Source organism: Acinetobacter sp. WCHAc060042 (genome assembly GCF_003231195.1).
Lineage (GTDB): Bacteria > Pseudomonadota > Gammaproteobacteria > Pseudomonadales > Moraxellaceae > Acinetobacter.
Genome location: NZ_QKVN01000022.1, coordinates 46,251 through 69,146, shown reverse-complemented (window position 1 = coordinate 69,146; position 22,896 = coordinate 46,251). Strand labels below are relative to the sequence as shown.

21 protein-coding genes and 1 pseudogene are annotated in these 22,896 nt (G+C 40.3%); 9 read left to right on the top strand and 13 right to left on the bottom strand.

Annotated features, from left to right (window positions below):
• Window positions 1-528, bottom strand: a 528-nt coding sequence (locus DPG01_RS11000; RefSeq protein ID WP_162622340.1) for a helix-turn-helix transcriptional regulator, incomplete at its 3' end; no start/stop codon positions are given.
• A 324-nt stretch (window positions 529-852) separates the two neighbouring features.
• Between DPG01_RS11000 and DPG01_RS10995 the strand changes: the two are divergent.
• Window positions 853-1,550: pseudogene (locus DPG01_RS10995) on the top strand (IS1595 family transposase).
• A 47-nt stretch (window positions 1,551-1,597) separates the two neighbouring features.
• Here the strand turns inward: DPG01_RS10995 and DPG01_RS10990 are convergent.
• From DPG01_RS10990 to DPG01_RS10970, 5 genes are all read right to left on the bottom strand, one after another.
• The gene (locus DPG01_RS10990; protein WP_086208447.1) at window positions 1,598-1,795 is read right to left on the bottom strand and encodes a hypothetical protein; all 198 of its coding nucleotides are present in this window, start codon (window positions 1,793-1,795) and stop codon (window positions 1,598-1,600) included.
• Between the two features lie 233 nt (window positions 1,796-2,028).
• Window positions 2,029-3,021 (bottom strand): NAD(P)H-quinone oxidoreductase, encoded by a 993-nt coding sequence (locus DPG01_RS10985; RefSeq protein WP_110975119.1) that lies wholly within the window; start codon window positions 3,019-3,021, stop codon window positions 2,029-2,031.
• 242 nt (window positions 3,022-3,263) lie between these two features.
• Entirely contained in the window at window positions 3,264-3,518 is a 255-nt protein-coding gene (locus DPG01_RS10980; RefSeq protein ID WP_110975118.1) for a DUF2798 domain-containing protein, read from the bottom strand.
• A gap of 18 nt (window positions 3,519-3,536) precedes the next feature.
• Window positions 3,537-3,845, bottom strand: a complete 309-nt coding sequence (locus tag DPG01_RS10975) for a DUF3861 domain-containing protein (RefSeq protein WP_086208450.1) — start codon at window positions 3,843-3,845, stop codon at window positions 3,537-3,539.
• Window positions 3,846-3,854: 9 nt separating this feature from the next.
• Window positions 3,855-4,376: a PadR family transcriptional regulator gene (locus DPG01_RS10970; RefSeq protein WP_110975117.1), complete on the bottom strand. Its 522-nt coding sequence runs from the start codon at window positions 4,374-4,376 to the stop codon at window positions 3,855-3,857.
• 249 nt (window positions 4,377-4,625) lie between these two features.
• Here DPG01_RS10970 and DPG01_RS10965 point away from each other — a divergent pair, with 249 nt between their 5' ends.
• Window positions 4,626-5,789: a sterol desaturase family protein gene (locus DPG01_RS10965; RefSeq protein ID WP_110975116.1), complete on the top strand. Its 1,164-nt coding sequence runs from the start codon at window positions 4,626-4,628 to the stop codon at window positions 5,787-5,789.
• A gap of 374 nt (window positions 5,790-6,163) precedes the next feature.
• On the opposite strand, the gene cysN is transcribed toward DPG01_RS10965, so the two are convergent.
• Window positions 6,164-7,780, bottom strand: coding sequence for a sulfate adenylyltransferase subunit CysN (cysN, locus tag DPG01_RS10960; RefSeq protein WP_110975115.1), 1,617 nt, complete (start codon window positions 7,778-7,780; stop codon window positions 6,164-6,166).
• Between the two features lie 165 nt (window positions 7,781-7,945).
• Complete coding sequence (gene cysD / locus DPG01_RS10955; protein ID WP_004694369.1) at window positions 7,946-8,860, bottom strand: sulfate adenylyltransferase subunit CysD; 915 nt, start codon at window positions 8,858-8,860, stop codon at window positions 7,946-7,948.
• 317 nt (window positions 8,861-9,177) lie between these two features.
• Here cysD and DPG01_RS10950 point away from each other — a divergent pair, with 317 nt between their 5' ends.
• Window positions 9,178-9,735: a hypothetical protein gene (locus DPG01_RS10950; protein ID WP_110975114.1), complete on the top strand. Its 558-nt coding sequence runs from the start codon at window positions 9,178-9,180 to the stop codon at window positions 9,733-9,735.
• Window positions 9,736-9,801: 66 nt separating this feature from the next.
• On the opposite strand, the gene lysS is transcribed toward DPG01_RS10950, so the two are convergent.
• Window positions 9,802-11,328, bottom strand: coding sequence for a lysine--tRNA ligase (lysS, locus tag DPG01_RS10945; RefSeq protein ID WP_110975113.1), 1,527 nt, complete (start codon window positions 11,326-11,328; stop codon window positions 9,802-9,804).
• Window positions 11,329-11,603: 275 nt separating this feature from the next.
• On the opposite strand from lysS, the gene DPG01_RS10940 reads away from it, so the two are divergent.
• Window positions 11,604-12,110 carry a YqiA/YcfP family alpha/beta fold hydrolase gene (locus DPG01_RS10940; RefSeq protein ID WP_086208456.1) on the top strand — a complete coding sequence of 169 codons (507 nt, stop codon included), beginning with the start codon at window positions 11,604-11,606 and terminating at the stop codon, window positions 12,108-12,110.
• A 35-nt stretch (window positions 12,111-12,145) separates the two neighbouring features.
• Here DPG01_RS10940 and DPG01_RS10935 read toward each other — a convergent pair whose 3' ends face one another.
• Window positions 12,146-12,688, bottom strand: a complete 543-nt coding sequence (locus DPG01_RS10935) for an adenine phosphoribosyltransferase (protein ID WP_110975112.1) — start codon at window positions 12,686-12,688, stop codon at window positions 12,146-12,148.
• 512 nt (window positions 12,689-13,200) lie between these two features.
• On the opposite strand from DPG01_RS10935, the gene rubA reads away from it, so the two are divergent.
• The 4 genes from rubA (at window position 13,201) to oxyR (ending at window position 16,527) form a co-directional block, all read left to right on the top strand.
• Window positions 13,201-13,365 carry a rubredoxin RubA gene (gene rubA / locus DPG01_RS10930; protein WP_004694381.1) on the top strand — a complete coding sequence of 55 codons (165 nt, stop codon included), beginning with the start codon at window positions 13,201-13,203 and terminating at the stop codon, window positions 13,363-13,365.
• Between the two features lie 68 nt (window positions 13,366-13,433).
• The gene (locus DPG01_RS10925; protein WP_086208458.1) at window positions 13,434-14,612 is read left to right on the top strand and encodes an NAD(P)/FAD-dependent oxidoreductase; all 1,179 of its coding nucleotides are present in this window, start codon (window positions 13,434-13,436) and stop codon (window positions 14,610-14,612) included.
• Window positions 14,613-14,669: 57 nt separating this feature from the next.
• Window positions 14,670-15,608: an esterase EstB gene (gene estB / locus DPG01_RS10920; RefSeq protein ID WP_086208459.1), complete on the top strand. Its 939-nt coding sequence runs from the start codon at window positions 14,670-14,672 to the stop codon at window positions 15,606-15,608.
• A gap of 13 nt (window positions 15,609-15,621) precedes the next feature.
• Window positions 15,622-16,527: a LysR family transcriptional regulator OxyR gene (gene oxyR, locus DPG01_RS10915; RefSeq protein WP_110975111.1), complete on the top strand. Its 906-nt coding sequence runs from the start codon at window positions 15,622-15,624 to the stop codon at window positions 16,525-16,527.
• Window positions 16,528-16,614: 87 nt separating this feature from the next.
• On the opposite strand, the gene ppk1 is transcribed toward oxyR, so the two are convergent.
• Entirely contained in the window at window positions 16,615-18,699 is a 2,085-nt protein-coding gene (gene ppk1, locus DPG01_RS10910; RefSeq protein ID WP_110975122.1) for a polyphosphate kinase 1, read from the bottom strand.
• A gap of 109 nt (window positions 18,700-18,808) precedes the next feature.
• Window positions 18,809-19,483: a monofunctional biosynthetic peptidoglycan transglycosylase gene (mtgA, locus tag DPG01_RS10905; protein WP_086208461.1), complete on the bottom strand. Its 675-nt coding sequence runs from the start codon at window positions 19,481-19,483 to the stop codon at window positions 18,809-18,811.
• 76 nt (window positions 19,484-19,559) lie between these two features.
• Between mtgA and DPG01_RS10900 the strand changes: the two genes are divergently transcribed.
• Complete coding sequence (locus tag DPG01_RS10900) at window positions 19,560-20,375, top strand: rhomboid family intramembrane serine protease (RefSeq protein ID WP_110975110.1); 816 nt, start codon at window positions 19,560-19,562, stop codon at window positions 20,373-20,375.
• Window positions 20,376-20,405: 30 nt separating this feature from the next.
• Here DPG01_RS10900 and DPG01_RS10895 read toward each other — a convergent pair whose 3' ends face one another.
• Window positions 20,406-22,895, bottom strand: a complete 2,490-nt coding sequence (locus DPG01_RS10895; protein ID WP_110975109.1) for an ABC transporter permease — start codon at window positions 22,893-22,895, stop codon at window positions 20,406-20,408.
• Window position 22,896: the final 1 nt, after the last annotated feature.

Genomic DNA, 22,896 nt, shown 5'->3' with positions numbered 1-22,896 from the left:
AAGCCTTCCTTTTCGCACAGCAGCCAAATACCAGCTTCCATGATGATGAATCAAGCGGTAAGGTTCAACAACTCGTGGTTCATTATTATATAAAAAACCAATTTGTTGATTTCTCTCAATCGCTTCAGAGAACATCTTTAATAAATTTTCAAATTTACTAGCATCCTCATAAGCATAGCCTCTTGCTTCATAAGTAAGTTGCTCACGATCTAACAGCTTAGTTAAAAACGATGTTGTTAAATTTGGATATAGATTTTGAATCCCAGAAATTTTGGCAAAACTTCTTATATCTTTTTGTTTAAATACACCAGTTGAATTAGTCTCTAAATAATATCTTTGCTGAGCATCACGCTGTAGAACCAATTCAGTAGATTCTAAACGGCCTATATCTCGAATAATGGTACGTTCACTCACATTGAACTCACTAGCCAAGGTCTTTATATCTAGGTGTACACCATTATTTAACTTGACGAGCAATTTTGCTAAACGCTCAGCCAATAGCCCACTTTTTTCAGAACTTTTTGCCATTATCTATCCAATTCATCTCACACTGCTCATCTCTGCATATTATTCACAGCCTTATGACAGGTTGTGTCATTAATAATTAATATCCGATAATACTTATTAAATTCTATAAAATATAATAGGCATAAAATAGACCTCTTGAGTAAGTACCATTTTCAATCATTTTAGAATTGATCGAACTTAATAAAATCAACACTTACATCTGATTGTTTTTGACTTTTGCAAGAGGTCTAAATATACCAAAAATTATAGTTATTAATTTACTTAAAATTAAATATTAAAGGCTTAGGAAGTTAAGCATATTAAAAAGTATGGTAACTTCCTTATATGAAAGAAAAAAATAGATACTATTCCCGTTCAAGAATCGCAGAAGCACAATTCAGACAAATCATTCGCTTTTTTGCCATGGATTTTACTGCATCTGATACTGCTAAACTTACCAATATTTCTGTTCGCTCCATCAATACAATTTATATCAAATTGCGTAAAAAGATTGCTGTCCAATGTGAAGAAATATCTCCCTTCAATAGCATCGTTGAACTGGATGAATCTTACTTTGGTGCTCGTCGTGTTCGTGGTAAGTGAGGTCGCGGGCATCAGGAAAAACCATTGTGTTTGGGTTGCTCAAACGGGATGGAAATGTGTGCACAGAAATTGTACCAGATTGCTCAAAAGCTACGCTGCAAGGAATCATCCGTGGGCATATAGAACGTGATTCAATCACCAATACAGATGGATGGAGGGGGTATGATGGTTTAGTTGATATTGGCTTTGATAAACACTTCAGAGTAAATCACAGGGACAATGAATTTGCCTGTGGGGAACGTCATATTAACGGTATAGAATCCTTTTGGGGCTATGCAAAAAAGCGGCTCAGCAAATTTAATGGAATTGACAAGAAGATGTTATATTTGCATCTTAAAGAAACGGAATTTAGCTTCAATCATCGGCATGGTTATTTATACCGCGATTTGCTTAAACTACTCCGTAGCAACCCTCTTTTAACTTCCGGATCCCCTGATTAAATAAAAATGATCAACTTTACAGCTATCTCATGTTTTTATCAGAATGATCACTTTTGTTTAAATTTCTTTTTTAAGTCCGACTGTTGATGAGCTAAGCGTTCGATATAACGCTCAAAATGAATTAAGGCTTTATACAGCTTGTGCAAGTCATTAGGCAAAACTCGATTATGAATCACAGACCTATGCAGACGTTTAAGCGCACGAAAACCTTGTGAATGTGTGTACGATGTCGATAAAATTTTCATGACCACCCTCTTCTCTGTTTTATTTTTCATTTAAAACCACGTAAATTTGTCAGGTTTAAATTCAGCTGCAAATTTACACCGCAGTTTTGACAGGTTGTGTCGTACAGTTATCATTTTTTAATATTTGGTAAATTATTTCATTTTTTCAATATATTATTTTGATTGTTTTGTAAAAATTTCAGCAAAAGAAAAGCCGACATGATGTCAGCTCTACTTTTTATTTTATATAAATATTACAGAACTTTTACAACAACTTTACCCACGTGCTCACCCGTATCCATACACGCATGCGCCGCTTGAATCTGATCGAACTCAAAAGTTTGATAAATCATCGGTAAGCACTCACCTCTAGCCCATAACGGTGCCACATGATCTTGTAAACCTTGTGCAATCTCAGCCTTCTCAGCCGTATTTCGTGCACGCATGGTTGAACCAGTGATCGTTAAGCGCTTCATCATAATTTGACCCAACTTAACCTCTTTGGCCTTTGCTCCACCCAAAAAGGCAATATAGACCAAACGCCCGTCACGACGGAGTAGATTTAAATTCTTTTCTAAATACGGGGCACCCACCATATCTAAAATAACATCAACTCCACCATTATCCGTTTTCTCATTAATCACGTGTTCAAAATCTTGCGTCTTATAATTGATGGCATCTGTCAAGTTCGCAATGGCTTGAACTTTTTCATCTGTGCCGACTGTGGCAAAGGTTTGAATACCCAATGACTTACACAACATAAGTGCTGTCGTACCAATACCACTACTTCCACCATGTACCAATACAATTTCGCCCGCTTTGGCTTTACCCATTTGAAATACATTCGCCCAAACTGTGAAAAAAGTCTCAGGAATAGCCGCAGCTTCAACAAAGCTTACATTTTCTGGAATATGTAAAGTTTGACTTTGTGGAACCACACAATACTCTGCATAACCACCACCATTAGTCAAACCACAAACCTTATCCCCGACTTTAAATTGTGTAACGTCTGTACCAACAGCAACAACTTCGCCTGCAACCTCAAGTCCTGGGACTTGTGTTACCCCAGGTGGCATCGGATATAAGCCCTGACGTTGTAGAATGTCTGGACGGTTAATACCAAATGCATGCACCTTCACCAAAACTTCATCAGCTTTTGCTTCTGGGATCGTCACTGTTTCATAAGCTAACTTATCCACACCGCCCGGCTCAGTAATAATGACCTGCTGCATTGTTGTTTGTGACATGATTTATTCCCTACGCTTTGAATATTTTTCAAGTTTCATCGACGTATTTGATCATAGAAGTAAACTGAAATGAAGAACACCGTACTTATGTATAGTCTATTCACCATTTTTCGCTGTGATATTCCACGCTCAAATCAGAATCAAAGCAAAAAGATTTTCAGCCCAGAAACAACAGCCTTTAAAGCAGCATCTAAACCATGTTTATTCAAAGTACAATGCTTATCAACCAAATAACTTGAGTTTTAAGATTGATCTGGCAGATGCACAAACCGCATTAGAAATTTACGGACGAGAGGCAAAAACAGCATAATCAGAGGAAATGCAATCAGCCAAGATAAACTCCAGCTTTTTAACCAAAGCTGAAATAAGCCATCCACCAAACCCTTATTCAACAATAAATTAAACACAGAAATTGAGCCACTCATTAGCCCTGAAAGTAGTAACGGCATCAGCCAATTCAGATGTTTGATATGAATTTTTAGGCGCGTATTCAACATAAATGACCCAATTAAAAATTAACCTTGCTTCTGCGTTTTAACGGTTTGTTTTAACGCCTTCATAAATTGCCCGAACTGAGGCATGAAATCTTTAAATAATGGAAGCTCTTTATGCTCCAACATCACTTCACTAAATAGCTTTAAGCCAACAGCAAATGATTTTGCAGCTTCATCATCAAGCATTTGACTGCTTTGAATCATCTCTAACACTTTAAAAATGTCGTCGTGGTTATAGCTGTTAAAACTTAAAATATCGGTGTAACTAGACGGGTTACCTTGCGCATCGGCAATATGTTTGAGTGTAACTTCATAACGATGTTGTTTCATTTTATTCTCCTAGAGACATGCAATATTCACTGCAACCCGATCAACTTCCGCAGCAATCGCCCGAATTTGTTCAGGACTCAATTCGCTATGCTGAATCTTAAGCCGTAGAGAAGCTTTTAGATTTTCCATAGCACGTTTAATATCAAGATATTGCTCATTATTTTGAATTTGTTTACGGGTATCAAAACGCACCAAAATTTTCTCAATCCCCCCTTGCTCAGCCTCAAGATGTTGCAAACCCAAGGCCGTTATACAGTATTGCTTACGTTTATCCTCACCCAATTCAACGCGAACAAATTGTTGCTCTTCTAAATAGTTCAAAGTTGGATAGATGGTTCCTGCACTTGGACAATAGCCTCCTCCTACAATCTCACCGATGTCTTTAATAATGTCGTAACCATATTTGGGTGCCAACGAAATAAGATGCAGTGCTAAGAGCTTCATTTGTCCTGTTTCAAATAAACGTCGCTTACGTAAAACAGGAGATCCGTCCAATTCGACAATAGCTTCAGACTCAAGAGCATTCGACATACATAAGATACAACTTAAAATTATTAAGATATATCTTAATATGTTTTTGGATTATTTCAAGCACTAAATTTCAAACTAAAATCATCATTAAAAAGTGAAGAATTTGAATATCTAAGCGTTAAAACATAAATCAATACGTTCGATCTCATTGATGTAAACACCCAATATCGTTAAAATTTGCGTTATGTCTTTGCGCCTATACACTCAAGTAAACGCAGACCAATAGCTTAAAACTTAGAATTAATTACAATGACAGATCAACTCAGAAAAAAATTTGAAAACCTACAACTCAATGCTGGGCAAGGCAAGATCAGTGCATTTCTTTCTATGTCCTTAGGGTTTTTGGGTATTTTTGCTGCCTTATGTTTTTTGTTTCCTAGCGTCCTAACCACACCTGAACTACGCCCGCTTTATAGTAAACACTATGATGCTTTTTACTACGCCTTGCTGTTCGGTATTGTCGTCAGTGCTGGTTTCGGTACTTATAGTGCAATCATTAAACAGAATAAATACGGTTTTTATGGTTTATGTATCACCATTTTGGCAGCTGTTTTAGGTTGTGGGTTGATCAAAGCACCGATATTACCTGCGCTACCATTTTATGCAGGTTTTGATTATTTCGTTATTACCTTAATCATCCTTGCTTTGGTTTTTATCCCGCTTGAAGGATTCTTTGCAAAGAACACAGAACAAAAAATTCTGCGCGTCGGCTGGGTCACAGACATGAAATATTTTATGTTTAGCCATATTGGCATTCAGCTTTTTTCGTTTTTAACGGTCATGCCTATTCAGTATTGGATCACGCATATTCCCAATAACCCGATTGTGCCTTATGTGCAGGCACAACCGATTTGGTTACAGTTTATTGAGCTATTGATTGTGGTGGACTTCACCACCTACTGGTTACACCGTGCGATGCATGAAGTGAATTTCTTATGGCGCTTTCATGCCATTCACCATTCAACCGAACAAATGGACTGGCTAGCCTCTTCACGCTTACACATTGTTGAAGTGTTAATGACTCGTTTTATCGCAACTTTACCAATTTTCTTGTTAGGCTTTCATACCTCTGCAGTATTTGCTTATTTGGTCTTTATTTCTTTCCATGCCATTTTTATTCACTCCAATGTACGTTTCCGCTTTCCCTATCTGCGCTGGTTAATCGCAACGCCTGAATTCCATCACTGGCATCATTCTTCTGAAAAGCCTGCGATTGATAAAAACTATGCTGCCTTTATCCCCCTTTATGATGTGATGTTTAAATCCATTTATATGCCCAATCATTTAGCCAGTGTATATGGCACAGTGGGTTATAAAATTCCAAACAGTTTTGTGAAGCAGTTTACGTGGCCATTTAAACGCTATGTGAATAAGTTGAAGAAGCGATTAAACAAAAGCAATGAATCTCCCTAATAAAGCCAATTGATTGGTAATCTAACAATCTAAGCTTAGTTCATCCCATTCATAAGCCGTACCTAAAGAGAAGGCCGACACCATTGCAGGTTTTCTCTTTTATTTTTAGTCTATCAATTCTAATTTAAACTATGCTCGCACTTTAAACGTTTTCACCATTCGATCACCTATACTATCCAAATAACACAACAGAACCACCTCACCTACTCCATTACAAGTACTGGCGTTTACCACATTAACCGCCCTAAGGGATATTGCATAACATTAAATGATTGTTAAAAAACCATTTTTTTTATTTAGATCACCTTTAAACACGCAACATAATAATAAAAAACCCACCTTACGGTGGGTTCCTTTCAAATTAGCCAAATCTATTAAAGACGAACCAATTCAACAATTTTATCAGCCAGCTCTTCAACCGCATCTTGCGTAAATGCGACATCTGTACCGTCTACAAGGTCAGTCACCACAACCACACCTGTTTCACGTACTAGCGCAACCTGATCGGCAGTTAAACCAGCTTTCGCAATCGCAACCACACCTTGTTGAATTAACAAGTTCTCAAGTACTTGTGCATTTTCAAGTGCTTTCACAGATACAGTTACCGCAGCAGGTTTTTGACCTAAACGTGCAGCACGGTCTTCCGCTGTGACAGGGTTGCTATGAGCAGACCATTCCACAGACTCTTCCACCATACCCGCACCAATCGTCACGTTGTTTAAACGGTCGATGAAGATAAACGAACCTGTATAACGGCTGTCTTGGTAACGATCAAATACCACAGGCGCATCAAACTCAACGGTGACATTAGCAATGGCGTTCAGCTCAAGGCTATCCACTTGCACCTTTTCCAATGTGTTGACATTGGTACGGTAGTTAATTGCGGTCACTTTTGCAGGAACAGTTTGTGTGCCTACTTTTAAGTTATACAGCTTACCAATCACCAGTGGTTGATCTGCCATCCAGACCACAGTAGCATTCACTGAACGTGAAATTTCTGGCGCCGTTTGATCTGCACGTACAAGTACATTACCGCGTGAAATATCAATTTCGTCATTCAGCGTCAACGTCACCGCTTGACCTGCAACAGCACGCTCTAAGTTACCATCATAAGTAACAATTTCTTTGATCGTTGATGACTTACCCGATGGTAAAGCCACAATTTTGTCGCCTACCGATACATCACCTAACGCAACCGTACCACAGAAACCACGGAAGTCGAGGTTTGGACGGTTTACATATTGCACAGGGAAACGGAAATCATTGGTCACTGAACTGCGGTTAATTTCTACCGACTCAAGTGTACCCATCAACGTTTCACCAGTGTACCACGGTGTATTTGGTGATTTATTGACAACGTTATCGCCATTCAATGCTGAAATAGGCGTAAAGATAATGTTGTTTGGCTTACGGTCACCGAGTTGTGCAACAAAGTTTGCATACTCTGTCTGAATTTCATTGAAGCGTGCTTCAGAAAACTCAACCAAATCCATTTTGTTAATCGCAACAATAATGTTCTTAATGCCAAGTAAGCTTGCAATATATGTATGACGACGTGTCTGAGTTTGTACACCATAACGCGCATCAATCAAGATAATCGCAAGATCACAGGTCGACGCACCCGTTGCCATGTTACGCGTATATTGCTCATGTCCTGGTGTGTCAGCAATGATGAACTTACGTTTTTCAGTTGAGAAATAACGATAAGCTACATCAATGGTAATACCCTGTTCACGCTCAGCTTGTAGACCATCTACAAGCAGCGCCAAGTCAGGCGCATCGCCTGTCGTACCGACTTTTTTAGAGTCGCGAGTCACCGCTTGCAATTGATCTTCATAAATCAATTTTGAATCGTAAAGCAAACGACCAATTAAAGTTGACTTACCATCATCGACATTACCGCAAGTCAAAAAACGCAATAGGTCTTTATTTTCATGTTGTTTTAGATAGCCCAAGATATCTTGGCTAATCAGTTCTGATTGATGAGACATTGCTCAAAACTCCACATATTCTTTAGAAATCGGTTTTAATCTCTTTAATCCCTCTAAATCTCCCTTTGTTAAGGGAGACTTCCCCCTTTACAAAAGAAGGGCTTTTCTCCTCTCTTAGAAAAAGATGAGCAGCACTGCTGCGCAAGGGGAGAGATTTATCAACAGTTAGAAATAACCTTCTTGCTTTTTCTTTTCCATCGAGCCTGCTTCATCATGGTCAATCATACGACCTTGACGTTCAGAGCTGGTTGCAAGCAACATTTCTTGGATAATTTCAGGTAGGGTATTTGCCGTCGACTCAACTGCACCCGTAAGTGGGTAACAACCAAGTGTACGGAAACGTACCGATTTCATTTGTGGAACTTCGCCTTCTTTTAAAGGCATACGTTCATCATCAACCATAATCAGTGTGCCACTACGCTCAACCACAGGACGTTCTGCAGCTAAATAAAGTGGAACCAATGGAATACTTTCCAAGTAGATATATTGCCAAATATCAAGCTCAGTCCAGTTTGATAATGGGAACACACGAATACTTTCACCTTTGTTCACTTTACCGTTGTAAAGATTCCAAAGTTCAGGACGCTGGTTTTTCGGATCCCAACGGTGTTTCGAGTCACGGAATGAATAGACACGTTCTTTAGCACGTGATTTTTCTTCGTCACGACGCGCACCACCAAAAGCTGCATCAAAACCGTATTTATCAAGTGCTTGTTTTAAGCCTTGAGTTTTCATGATGTCGGTATATTTTGAGCTACCATGGTCAAATGGGTTAATGCCCGCATCTTTCCCTTCTTTGTTTTGATGTACGATCAAATCAAAGCCATGCGTTTTTGCCATGTTGTCGCGGAAAGCAATCATGTCTTTAAATTTCCAGCCTGTATCTACATGTAGAAGCGGAAATGGAAGTTTGGCAGGATAGAACGCTTTTAACGCCAAATGCAGCATCACTGCTGAATCCTTACCAATAGAATAGAGCATGACTGGGTTTTCAAACTCAGCAGCTACTTCGCGGATAATATGAATACTCTCAGCTTCAAGCTGTTTAAGATGAGTAAGTCTTTCCTCATTTAATGACATTGACAGCACCAACTCACAAAAATCGTGTACTTATTACACATTCAAAAATATATATTCATTATAAAGATTTAGTTATGCACGCTATTGCTTGTTTTATTATATTTATATGCAAAAAGCTCATATAAAACAAAATTGATAAGCCCTATTAGTTTTATTCAACAACTCCAACGTTCAAAATAAATGCAGATATTACATTAACTTCCCCTGTCATATTCAGTGTTTTAAGTACTTTTGTGATTGATATTTCATCTAAGCACTAGCTATGCCACCTGCACTAAAAACTCTACAGTAAATTTTTCATCTACTTATTTTATTCTATGTCTAGACCAAACCTCACAATAGCAGCGATAAAAAGTAAATTAGACGCAGCTCAACTGGCTGGGTTCATATATCAACATAATAACCACATGCTGATACTACAAGAAGCACTCAATGAAGCAGGCTCGATCTTTCCCAGCTTTGTACAACATGAACATAGTACAGACCAAATTGGCATGCAATTTGGTCTACGACTTTCGCAGTATGACTGCAAAATTTTGAAGCTTGAATTTTTGATCGGTATTACACATAGCAACCAAGACCGCAGTTATGAAATCGGTATTGGGCATTTAAAAGGAGATGAACAAGCATTTAATCTTAATTACGCTTTCTATAATTATCCCAAAACTTTTTTCATGTTGAGTTGCCCACTCTATGCCACATCCGCCCAACTCCTGTATGAAATTGAACAGCAAATCTTCAATCAGCCTAAACTCGATTTTTTAAATACTGCGATCAAAACCAATCCACTAGGTGAACAAGTCATCTGGATGAAAGATTTTATCTTTCAGCAAGCATTAGACATGAAAGTTCGGATTCAAAAGGCTTTACACTGAATGCTGAAACCATCAAAAAACCCGCATTTCATTGAGAATGAGTGCGGGTTTTGTGGCTCAGTAAACTTAGTTTTTATGACGCATGTGTGGGAACAAAATCACATCACGAATACTCGCAGCATTAGCAAATAGCATCACCAAACGGTCAATACCAATACCCTCACCTGCTGTTGGAGGTAAGCCGTACTCAAGCGCCTCAACAAAGTCTGCATCATAGTGCATTGCTTCATCATCACCCGCGTCTTTTTCTGAAACCTGTGCTTGGAAACGTTCAGCTTGGTCAATCGGATCATTCAACTCTGAGAAACCATTGGCAAGTTCACGACCACCAATAAAGAACTCAAAACGGTCCGTAATGTGTGGGTTGTGATCATTACGACGTGCCAATGGCGAAGTTTCAGCAGGATATTCTGTAATGAAAGTCGGCTGGCGTAACTGAGTTTCAACAGTTTCTTCAAATACGATAGTTTGCAGTTTGCCCAAACCAAAACCTGGTTTCACCTGCTCTTTCAGTTCTTCCTGCACAAATTTTGCTAAGAATTCACGGTCATTGACATTATCAGGCGTGAACTGTGGGTTGTGCGCAAGAATGGCATCAAACATCGAAATTTTATTAAATGGACCTTTGAAGCTATAGACTTCTTCACCATAAGGCACATCGGTTGAACCCAAAATGTCAAGCGCTAAGCGTTCAAGCATATTTTCAGTCAGTTCCATCAAGTCCTTATAATCTGCATAAGCTTGATAGAATTCAATCATAGTGAATTCTGGGTTATGACGTGTCGAGACACCTTCGTTACGGAAGTTACGGTTAATTTCAAACACACGCTCAAAACCACCGACCACCAAACGTTTTAAGTAAAGCTCAGGTGCAATACGTAAGAAAAGTGGCATATCCAAAGCATTGTGATGTGTTTCAAATGGACGCGCTGACGCTCCACCCGGAATCACATGCATCATCGGTGTTTCTACTTCCATGAAGCGCTGTTCAGTTAAGAACGCACGAATGCCTGAAACCACTTTGGCACGGATTTCAAAAGTCTTACGTGTTTCTTCGTTCACAATCAGGTCAAGATAACGCTTACGATATTTGACTTCAGTGTCGTTTAGACCATGGAATTTATCTGGAAGTGGACGAAGTGACTTGGTTAAAAGCTCAAAATGTTCGATATGTACATAAAGGTCACCTTTACCTGAACGACCGATATAACCTTTCACCGCGATAATATCACCAAGATCTAGGCTCTTAATGGTTTCTAAGGTTTCAGGTGCTAATTCTTTACGCGCCACGTATAACTGGATACGACCCGTCATATCTTGGATCACGATGAATGAACCGCGGTTCAACATCACACGACCCGCTACAGACACATAAACATGCTCGGCTGCTTCAATCTCTTCTTTGCTTTTGTCTGCAAATTGATCTTGTAAGTCTTGCGCATAATGTTCACGTTTAAACGTGTTTGGCCATGGGCTAGTGCCCGTTTGTTTGGCTTGATCTTCAATCTGCTTTAACTTGGCATGACGCTGTGCAATTAAATCGTTTTCGGAAATGGCTTGTTCAGAAGTCGATTGAGCGTTTTGTTGCGTCATCTCTGCCTCGTATATGTATTAAAAAACGGAAGTTGCATAGCATAGCAGAATTCTGGACGAATGAGCATCATCTAAAACCAAGCGATATATAAAAAAGTCTTTGTTCTGTTGATTTCAAACCTAAGAACTAACTGTCGATATACTCAGCTTTTTTCTTAGACCAAAAGCTAACTTCCTTTCAATATGAATCACTCTACAATGAATGTTATAAATCGTGGAAAAGTAAACTTTTCGCCACCAATAAAATAATTTAATTTTTGATTGAATGACAATATATGAGCAGATGCGAATCTAAAATTTTGTTTTTGCATGGATTAGACTCTTCCCGTGAGTCCACCAAATTCCATGCGATTGATGCAAAACAAAAGTTTTGTATCGACATTGATTATCGCTATCTGAACTTTTCTACTGTAGCCAGTTTTTATGACGATATTATTGAGAAAATAAAACCTGAAATTATTGTAGGGCATTGCATTGGGGCATATTGGGCGTTGAAAATGTCACTGACACATCAAATTCCATGTGTAATTGCCAATCCTCGTTTAGCACCAGATTTCCGTGATGATTATCCGAGTATTAATGATACAGACCTAGACCACAACGTTCCCCAAGTCGCCTACTTGGAGCTCGGCGATGAGCTGATTGATATGTATGCAGCACAGGAAATATTAGAAAATTATATGCTGATACAAGCCGTTGAAGGTGGACACCACCGATTACTGAAACCTGAAAATATCAATCAATTGATTGAACATCTAGAACAACAATATTTGTATAAATAAAAAGCCTTGGATCATCCAAGGCTTTTTTAACGCAATTATGCTGCTACAGATTCTGGCTTAGATTTGTCATCTAGTACAGACCAAATTTCTAAACCTAAGTCAGTATGCAAATCTGGTAAATCCAGAAAAATACTTGCACCCAATACTTCATGATGGCATTTTTTCACCAACTGCTTCACTGCTTTTAATGTCCCGCCTGTTGCTAGAACATCATCTACAATTATCACTTTTTGTGATGCTATATTCGCTGCCATTTCTAAGCGATCTAAACCATACTCCAAACTGTAGCCAACGCCTACAACTGGTGGTGGCAGTTTACCCGCCTTGCGTACTAACAACAAACCTTTGCCCAACCGTTGCGCAAGCAAGCTTGCAAGTACAAAACCACGCGCTTCTACAGCAACAAAACTGTCTACCTCAGCCAACTTCTCCGCAGGAATACTTGCAATCAGTGCATCTGTAAGTGGCTCAAGATTACTCATGAATAATGGCGTTAAATCGAAGAAACAAATACCTGGTTTTGGGAAATCTTGGACCGTACGAATGTGAGACCACAGCGTTGTAGACAAGTTGCTCATAGGAGATCAATGAAATTTGAAAAAGAATAGATGAATTTTACAGCAAATCTTGCAGAAAAACAGCCAAAAACTCCCGACATTCCAATACAGAAACTTAGTAAAGTTTTATAAGTCATTGTTTTTAATTACATCATTTATTTATTAAATATTAGGTATAGATTTATCTAATCATAAAATAGCAATTTAAAGAAAGATATGCAGCCCGACTTTAGTCTAAGGCATGAATTTTACTGAGATAAAAACTTAAGCGAATACCCTCATTTAAGCAATTTTCATGTCTATATTCTGCATACGCTCAAAATACAATCTGGTTTTAAATGATACGTTTTGTCCTTAGCGTCGCTTTTAGCTCAAACATTCAATCATTAAACTCCGATATTTACTTTACATTCGTAATAGAACTGCGTAAAAATTTAGATTACATGAGTATGCTACTAAAGTCAGATCAATAGCATTTTGCTTAATGGATTATTTTGCTGAACCCTTTCTTGTTCAGCGTTTTGGAGAGTCAAATGAAGAAGTATCAATGCATCGTTTGTGGATGGATTTATGACGAAGCAGAAGGTTGGCCGCAAGATGGCATCGTGGCGGGTACCAAATGGGACGATATCCCAGACGATTGGACTTGCCCAGATTGTGGTGTGTCAAAAATTGATTTTGAAATGGTTGAAATCTAATTTCTAATGTTAAAGACCATGCAGCATGGTCTTTTTTTACGTCCTTAAAATAATCTCTGGAGAACCTTATGCATCCCATCGTCATCATTGGCTCAGGTATGGCAGGCTATGCTGTAGCACGTGAATTTCGTAAGCTCAACCCTGAACAAGAACTGCTCATGCTCTGTGCAGATGATGCGACTAACTATGCCAAGCCAACCTTATCCAATGCCTTTGTGGCAAATAAAGCACCTGAACAAATTGCTTTGGGCGATGCTGAGAAAATGGCAGCTCAGCTCAAAATGCAAATTGCTACACACACTTGGGTCAAAGAAATCCATGCAGAACAACAACAGTTGACCTTAATCAAAGATGGTATTGAATCTACACAGCCCTACTCACAATTGGTTTTAGCGGTAGGTGCAAATCCAATTCGCCTTGCGATTGCCGGTGATGGCAGTGAAGATATTCAAGTAGTCAATAACTTAGATGACTACAAAACTTTCAGGGCTGAACTTGAAAAGCGTGCAGATAAGCGTGTCGTGATTTTAGGTGCAGGTCTGATTGGTTGTGAATTTGCCAACGACTTACAACATACAGGTCATCAAACCACAGTAATTGACTTAGCCAATCAACCATTGGGACGTCTCTTACCCGCACATGTTTCCAGTGCGTTTAAGGAAAACCTTGAAGCAACGGGTATACATTTTGTCCTTGGCACCACAGTTGAAAAAGTGTCTAAAATTGAAAATGGCGACTATGTTGTAACTTTAGCCAGCGGTCAGTCTTTAGTGGCAGATGTCGTGCTATCTGCTATTGGCTTACAACCGAGCATTTCCCTTGCAAAGGATGCCGATATCCAAACCAGTCGCGGAATCTTAACCAACGCACAACTTGAAACGAATCAACCTCATATTTATGCCGTAGGTGACTGTGCAGAAGTGAACGGGTTGCTACTGCCTTATGTTATGCCGATCATGCAGCAAGCTCGCGCACTTGCAAAAACCTTAAATGGTGAAAAAACTGCCGTACATTACCCTGCTATGCCTGTTGCAGTGAAAACCCCTGCTGCACCGTTGACCGTTTTACCTGCACCAATTGGTGTTGACGTAAACTGGGAAACAGAAGAGTTAGACGATGGCATGATTGCCAAAGCCCTAGATAGTCAAGGTACACTTCGTGGATTCGTACTACTGGGTGCGACGGCTGGAAAACAACGTTTAGCATTGACAAAACTGGTTCCAGACTTGATTCCTGCACAGGTTTAAGGTTTAAATAAAAGGACATTTATAACAATAAATGTCCTTTATGTGAGGATGACAACAATGAATAGCGCACTCCAATATAATCTTTCCCCCTATACCTCCTTCATGCGCGAAACCAAAGTCGACTTAGGTAATGGCATTGAACTCCATGTTGAAATCGGTGGTGAAGATCATCATCCCACCATTGTTTTAATTATGGGTTTGGGAGCGCAACTGCTATTTTGGCCTGACTTTTTTTGTAAATCACTGATTGACCAAGGTTTTCGTATTATTCGCTTTGACAACCGTGATATTGGCTTATCTTCAAAAATTAAACATCAAGGGCCACGTTTAAACACACTTAAACTAATGGGACGCTTTGCTTTAGGTTTAGATAACCGTGGTGCACCCTATGACTTATACGACATGGCGGATGATGTTTCTTTGCTTCTAGACCGTTTAGGTTTGGATGAAAGTTATGTGATTGGTGCATCCATGGGCGGTATGATTGGGCAAATTCTTGCAGCACGTCATCCGCAAAAAGTAAAAAAATTGGGGCTGATGTTCACCAGCAACAATCAACCTCTACTTCCTCCGCCTTTCCCAAAACAACTCTTTAGTCTCATCGGCAGACCTGAATCAACCGATGAAGAAGGAATTGTCAGCCACTCTTTAAAAGTGTTTAAGATCATAGGCTCACCAGGTTATCACAACCAAATAGAAGCAATTCAGACATCTCGCAAATTATATCGTCGAAGTTATTACCCAGCGGGTGTACTTCAACAGTTTTTAGCAATATTATGTACAGGTTCTTTATTGCAACTGGACAAACAGATCCAACAACCAACCCTTGTAGTGCATGGTTCTCGGGATCGTTTACTTCCGCCTAGCCACGGAAAAGCCGTTGCAAAGGCAATTGTGGGTGCTAAATTTGAATTAATTGATGGAATGGGGCATGATATCCCACCGCACTTCATTCCAAATCTTAGCGAATTATTTGCACAACATTTTAAATCATAATCATTAGGACACTATGGCTGCATTACCATCCTTAAGACAGCTGTCATATCTCGTTACACTGTCAGAAACGCTGCATTTTACTGAAGCTGCACGCCGTTCATTTGTAACCCAATCGACTTTGTCGGGTGGGATTATGGAGCTTGAACGCCTACTCGGTGGCGTACTTGTAGAGCGTGATCGTCAAAATGTGCGCTTAACGCCCCTAGGTGAGCAGGTTGTTGCACGTGCTCGTGTTCTACTCGCAGATGCTCAAGACCTGATGCGTTTAAGCCGAGAAATGAGCGAGCCGCTCACTGGTGATTTACATTTAGGTGTTATTCCAACCATTGCACCATTTATTCTGGCGCAATTGTTAGATGAAGTGCATAAGCAACTGCCTAAAATTCAACTACATTTGCACGAAGCACAAAGTGAGAAAATTGTAGAAAAACTCGAACATGGCAATTTAGACATGATCGTTTTGGCTCTACCTTTTGATACACGTGGCCTCAAAGTTGCTGAAGTTGCAAAAGAAAGCCTATTCTTAGTGTGCAATAAAGCAGATATCCCAAGTAGCCAAGCGAACAATTTAGATGACTTAGATTTATCGCGTTTAATGTTACTGGAAGAAGGTCATTGCCTGCGCGATCATACGCTCAGTGCCTGCCCGATTGGTGAACGTAAAAATGACCATCGCTTAAAAGCAAGCTCTTTACCGACATTGGTTGAAATGGTATCGGCTGATCTTGGTTTTACTTTATTGCCAGAAATTGCAGTACGTACCAATATGATCAAAGCCAACCCAGACTTACTGGTTAAGCAAATTGAAGCCGCACCAAGCCGTACTTTGGCTTTGGTAACACGTAAAAGCACCCCGTTACAAAGCGAATTTGATGTGTTACTACAAATCCTGCAAAAAATTACTCAAGATCTGCACTAACCTCATTTTAGTGCATAAAAAAGGAGTCAAACATGACTCCTTTTTTTGTGCCTGAATCTTTTGCAGATTCAGGCACAATCCCTAAAATTATTTAATCACATCCAGCAAATAACGCTGTGCATTATGCTCGGTTTCACCCTCCGCAAGCGTCGCACGTATCCATGTTCCGTCACCCTGTAATAACCACGCTTGTTGGTTATCTTGTAAATAAGTTAACAAACCCTGCTGATAAATACGTTTTTTCAAAGCAGGATCTTCTATTGGGAAACATGCCTCAACACGATTAAACAAATTTCGATCCATCCAGTCGGCACTCGACCCATAAATACGCGCATCGCCATTATTACTAAAGTAGAAAACGCGCGTATGTTCTAGGAAACGTCCCACGATTGAACGTACACGAATATTTTCTGAAAGTCCTGGCAAACCCGGACGTAGACAGCAAATAGAACGAATAATGAGATCAATTTGCACACCTGCCTGCGATGCCTCATACAGTTTATTGATCAGTTGCACCTCGGTCAGCGCATTCACTTTCACAATAATTTGTGCTTTCTTGCCTGCTTTGGCATTGGCAATTTCATCATCAATAAAGTTGATCAGTTGAGCATGCAGCGTAAAAGGTGCATGGAGTAGCTTTTTCAGCTTCGCCATTTTCCCCATACCTGTTAACTCTTGGAAAATACGGTGTACATCTTCACACAACTCTTTATCGGTGGTGAGCAAGCCATAATCGGTATAAATTCGCGCATTACCCGCATGGTAGTTACCCGTTCCCAAGTGCACATAACGAACAAGTTTATTATTTTCACGGCGTACCACAAGAATCATTTTGGCATGGGTTTTATAGCCCACAATGCCGTAAACAACTACTGCACCCGCTTCTTGTAACACATTCGCAACTTCAATATTTGACTCTTCATCAAAACGAGCACGCAGCTCAATCACTGCGGTGACTTCTTTACCATTTCGTGCGGCTTCAGCTAAGACCTGTACAATTTCAGAGTCTGCACCACTGCGGTAGAGGGTTTGTTTAATCGCCAACACTTGTGGATCACGAGCCGCCTCACGCAATAAGTTAATCACAGGTGCAAAAGACTCAAACGGTTGATGTAGTAAAATGTCCTGTTTCTGCATGGCAGAAAACATACTTTCCGACTTTTTCAATACTTTAGGAATAACTGGAATATGCGCATCATAACGTAGATGCGGACGTTTAAAATTGGACAATAGACGTGCTAAATTTACAGGCCCTTCAACTTTGTATAACTGCTCCTCATGTAAATCAAATTCATCAAGCAAGTAGTTATAAATATGCGCTGGACAGTTTTGTGTCACTTCTAGACGTACTGCACGACCAAAACGACGTGAGCTCAACTCGCCTTTCAGTGCCTTGGCTAAGTCTTCCACATCTTCATTGAGTGCCAAGTCGGCATTCCGTGTTACACGGAACTGATAACAGCCTGTCGCAGTCATACCTGGGAACAAATCAGATACATGCTCATGAATAATCGCTGAAAGCATCACATGGTGTTCTTTTCCACCTGTGAGTTCATCAGGTAAACGCACCACACGTGGCAATGAACGTGGAGCAGGAACAACGGCCAAATCAATCTGACGACCAAATGCATCTTTCCCTTCCAAAGTCACAATAAAGTTGAGGCTTTTATTGACTAAACGCGGGAACGGGTGCGCAGGGTCTAAACTAATCGGAGTTAAAACAGGTGCGACCTGTTCCTGAAAATATTTTTTCACCCATGACGACTGTGCAGGCGTCAATTCCCCACGGCGTAGGAAGCAAATGTCTTCTTCACGCAGTTTTGGCAAAATTTCTTCATTCAGAATGCGGTACTGACGTTCAATTGCGGCATGTGCAGTCTGCGAAATTTGGTCGAGTACTTGACGAGGGGTTAAACCATCAGGGCTACGGCTTTCATTGCCTAAACTCAGTTGCTCTAAAACCCCTGCAACACGAATTTCAAAGAACTCATCTAAATTGCGTGAAAAAATCAGTAAAAAACTCATCCGTTCTAAAAGCGGATGTAAAGGATCTACAGCTTGTTCCAAAACCCGTAAATGGAAATCTAATATTGATAACTCACGGTTAATATAGCGGTCGTTATATGCATATTCAGGTTGTAATATAGGAGATGTGCTTGCTGCCGTATTCATAGCTAACCTTTGATTATTTGAATGCGTTTTATCATGATAAGTATGCTTCAATTTTGTGACAATTTCATAAAAAAAGCCCATTAATTTGGGCTTTTTCACAACAAAGTAATTATGGGATATCGCTATAACGCATGTACTTTCGGATCATGCGCTCGCGGTTTTGTAACTTACGGTCATTTTGATGATCTTGGTAATATTTCGGATTAGGTAAAATGGCCGCTAAAAAGACTGCTTGCTCACGACTTAGACTACGGGAGCTTTTACCAAAGTAATGTTGGGTTGCCGCTTCAATGCCATAAATATTATCGCCAAACTCTACCGAGTTCAGATATACCTCTAAGATGCGTTCTTTACTCCACATCCGCTCCATCATCCAAGTTGCAACAGCTTCTTGACCTTTACGAATGAATGAACGTTTGTTATACAAAAATAAGTTTTTTGCCAACTGCTGCGAAATAGTTGAACCACCTGCAACTACCTTGCCCGTGTCATTATTACGTTCGAGCGCTGCTTGAATCCCGTCCCAGTCAAAACCATGATGTTGCATAAATTTGCCATCTTCAGCCGCAACAATGGCCTTTTTCATGTATTCACTGATCTCATCATAATCACGCCATTCGTGTTGAATCGGTTTAGACGGCTCAGACCAATAATCAATCCGCATAAACATCGTGGTTTCCACTGGCTTGTAACGCCACCACGCGAGGCTTGCAAAAATCCACAACTGTACCAAAAGCACGAAGCTGATAACGACTAACAAACTACGAACAATAAAAACTTTCATGCCAGTGGCTTACTCCAAAAATCATTTTTATTCATGCTAAGCTTGGGCAATATAGCAAAATTTTAGCAAGAATAGCATGACCGAGCTTACACCTCCTCAAATCAAAACAAAATTCGACGTACATTTATGGTGGATTACCGCCCTCATTATTACCATCAATGTTGGATTGTTTTTTTGGCAAGTCCTACATGGCATGGATGTCAGCAATCCAAGCACGGCTGATGCCATCCGCTGGGGAGCAGACTATGCACCGCTCACTTTCTTGGCTGAACCGATACGTTTATTGAGCAGTATGTTCTTTCATTTTGGTTTGGTTCACCTGATGTTGAACATGTGGGCGCTGTATATTTTTGGTAGTGTGCTGGAGCAAATGTTTGGACGTGTCTATTTTCTTGCACTATATGTCCTTGCTGGTCTCATGGGGAGCTTGCTCAGTGGCTATCTCGCCATTCAAGACAGTTATGAACTGCTCCGTATTGGCGTAGCAAATCCAGAGTTGTTACCACGAGTAGGTGCAGGGGCTTCAGGTGCTGTCATGGGACTGGGTTCAGCACTGACGGTTCTATCCCTACTACCGATGCTCCCACAGCAACGTTTTATTTTAGATAAAAAGACTTTACTGATCGTGATGGGAATCAACTTAGCCATGGGCTTTATGATTTCAGGGATTAATAATGCCGCACATATTGGCGGCATGTTGATGGGTGCTGTTTTGGCGGCACTTTGGTATCTCTCCCAAAAAAACCAACAGCGTTGGATTATGCCACTGAGCCTTGTTTTGGCGGCCTGTGGCTCGTATTGGCTTTACTTACACTGCCAAAACCTGGTAACCCACATTCAGCCCCTATGGTCTGAAGTATTAATGATGATGCGCCAACAGCTCAATTTCTAAGATTTAACTCTTCACGCATTAAGAGATCAATCACGATTGATTGATCTCTCTCAAACTTTGTAAGGGTGGAATATCACTGAGATAACTCAAGCGATAACGCCCAATCAATGTACAAAGTACAGTCATAAAGAGCGGTAAAATGAGCCAGATTTCCCAGTGTGGCTGAATGGCTAAGCCCATGCGATAACATGCGACCGCACTTATCGCTTCAGCAAACAAACAAGAAACTACACCCGCCATAAAACCAATAAAGCCAATTTCTAAGCTAAGCATAGTTTTAAGTTTTTGCTTGGAACCCCCAAATGAGCGCAACAATGCGACTTCACGTTTACGCTCATCCATAAGTAAGTTCAGGCAAGCAATTAAAACCAAAATGCCCGAAATGCTCACTAAAACTGCAAGGATCGTGACAATCTGTACCAGTACCGTCACGATGCGCTTAATTTCATCTAAAATTAAACTGACATCAATAAAAACGGTATTGGAAAATTGTTGAATGATACTGACCAATTTCGCTTTGTCTGACTCAGGCACATAGAAACTGCCCAAATAACTGCCCGCATTTTCATCCATAGTTTGGGGCGCAAAAATAAAGAAGAAGTTTGGGCTAAAACTTTCCCATTCCACGCTTCTTAAATTTGCCACTTTGGCATGAATCACACCCTCTGGTAAGCTAAAGGTCAGTTGATCCCCCACTTTTATCCCAAGCTCTGTTGCGGTATTGGCTTCTACCGAAACTTGTCCTTTTGCTGTCAGTTTTGATACTCCAGAGACAATTACATTGTCTTTAGGATAACTGTCTGCTTGGGTTAAATTTAACTCGCGACGTAAGGAATTATTTTGCTTCACCAAATCCGTAGCAAAAGGCTGTCCATTTTTGGCAATCAGCCTGCCCCGAATATTCGGATAGAGCGGCGTACTGTTCCAATGGTTTTGTTCAATTTTCGCTTTTAACTCAGGCATGTCAAAAGGCGGTAAACCATATACAAACTGATTCGGCGTTCCTACAGGGATTTGCTGTTGCCAACGTTCTAACAAATCGGTTCGTAGCACGGCTAAAACCGTAATTAAACTGAGTCCTAAAGCCAAAGCTGTAATCTGAAACGCAGTTTGATAAGGCGTGCGGACATAGGCAGAAACCGCATTTTTCAAGCCGCGCAGGAACTTCAAACTCAGCCAGACCACAACGTATAATACTGCACATAGAATAATAATTGCCCCAATCACCATGGCTGTCAGTACCATGTTTTCAGTCAGAACAATACTAAATAATACCAGACTTGCCGTGCCTGCAAGTAACATCCAAAACATAGACGAAACTGATTTTTCTTGACTGCGAATGACACGGATCGGTGGAGTATTTAACAGTTCCCAAAAACTAGGTAAGACAAAACCCAGTAGTACTACGGCACTGGTCAACATGGCAATCGGAATCGGCCCGAGCAGCATATCCCACGCTGAAAACGCAATACTTAAGTGTGGTATCAGTTGTAACATCAACTGTAACAAGCCATAACCTAGCCCGACACCCACGGCACTCCCGACCAGCATGGCAAGCAAGAACACCACACCCAACAAGCTAAGGTAAGCCCAAAGAATTTGTGACTTCGCAGCCCCCATACAACGTAATAGCGCAATGTGATCTTGGTTTTGTTGTACAAAGCGTTGGCTGGTCAAAGCAATCGCAATTCCACACAGTAAAATCGTTAAGATATTCGCCAACTGCAAAAATGTGTCCAAATTTTCAATCGGTTTCATTAAACGGGTATTACCCTCACTGGCATTGCGTAAGCGTAAGCTGTTTTGTGGTTCTTCCGCATTAGGACTTTGAGTTGTCGCACTGACCTCTTCAGACGCTACATTTTGCTGCTTAAAATTTGCTTCAAACTGCTGGGTATCTTGTATTGCACCTGCCATCAGTAAACGATATTCAATGCGACTACCGACTTGTATGGCATTGGTCTTGGCAATATCCGCTTGTGAAATAATCACCGTTGGCGAGAAACCGGAAAAACCTAACTCCTGATTAGAGTCATGCTCAATCAAGCCTGTAATCTTAAACACACCATCTGCAATATTGAGTTGATCACCTAATTTGACTTGTAGCAAATCCATAGCACGCCGGCTCAACCACACTTCACCCGAGGCAATGTGTTTCGCAATTGGCTGAATGCGTAGCTCTCCACGTAGAGGAAAAGCTTGATCAATCGCTTTGACATTGACCATAACAAACTGATCATTGGTATATGCCATCGAACTAAAGACAGTGACTTCGGATTGTTTTAAATCAAGCGCTGTCGCTTGTGCTTTCCATTTCGGATCGAGCTTTTCGCTGTCCGTTAGAACCAAATCCCCTGCTAACATCTCAGCGGCTTGCAACGCTACGGCGTTTTGAATTTGTTCATTACTAAACTTTAGTGCAGTCGTGGCGCTGATCGCGAGAATCAACGCAATAATCAATAAATACACACCACTACTTTTAAAACTTTGCTTCAGTAAAGGTTGAAATAAAGAATTCATT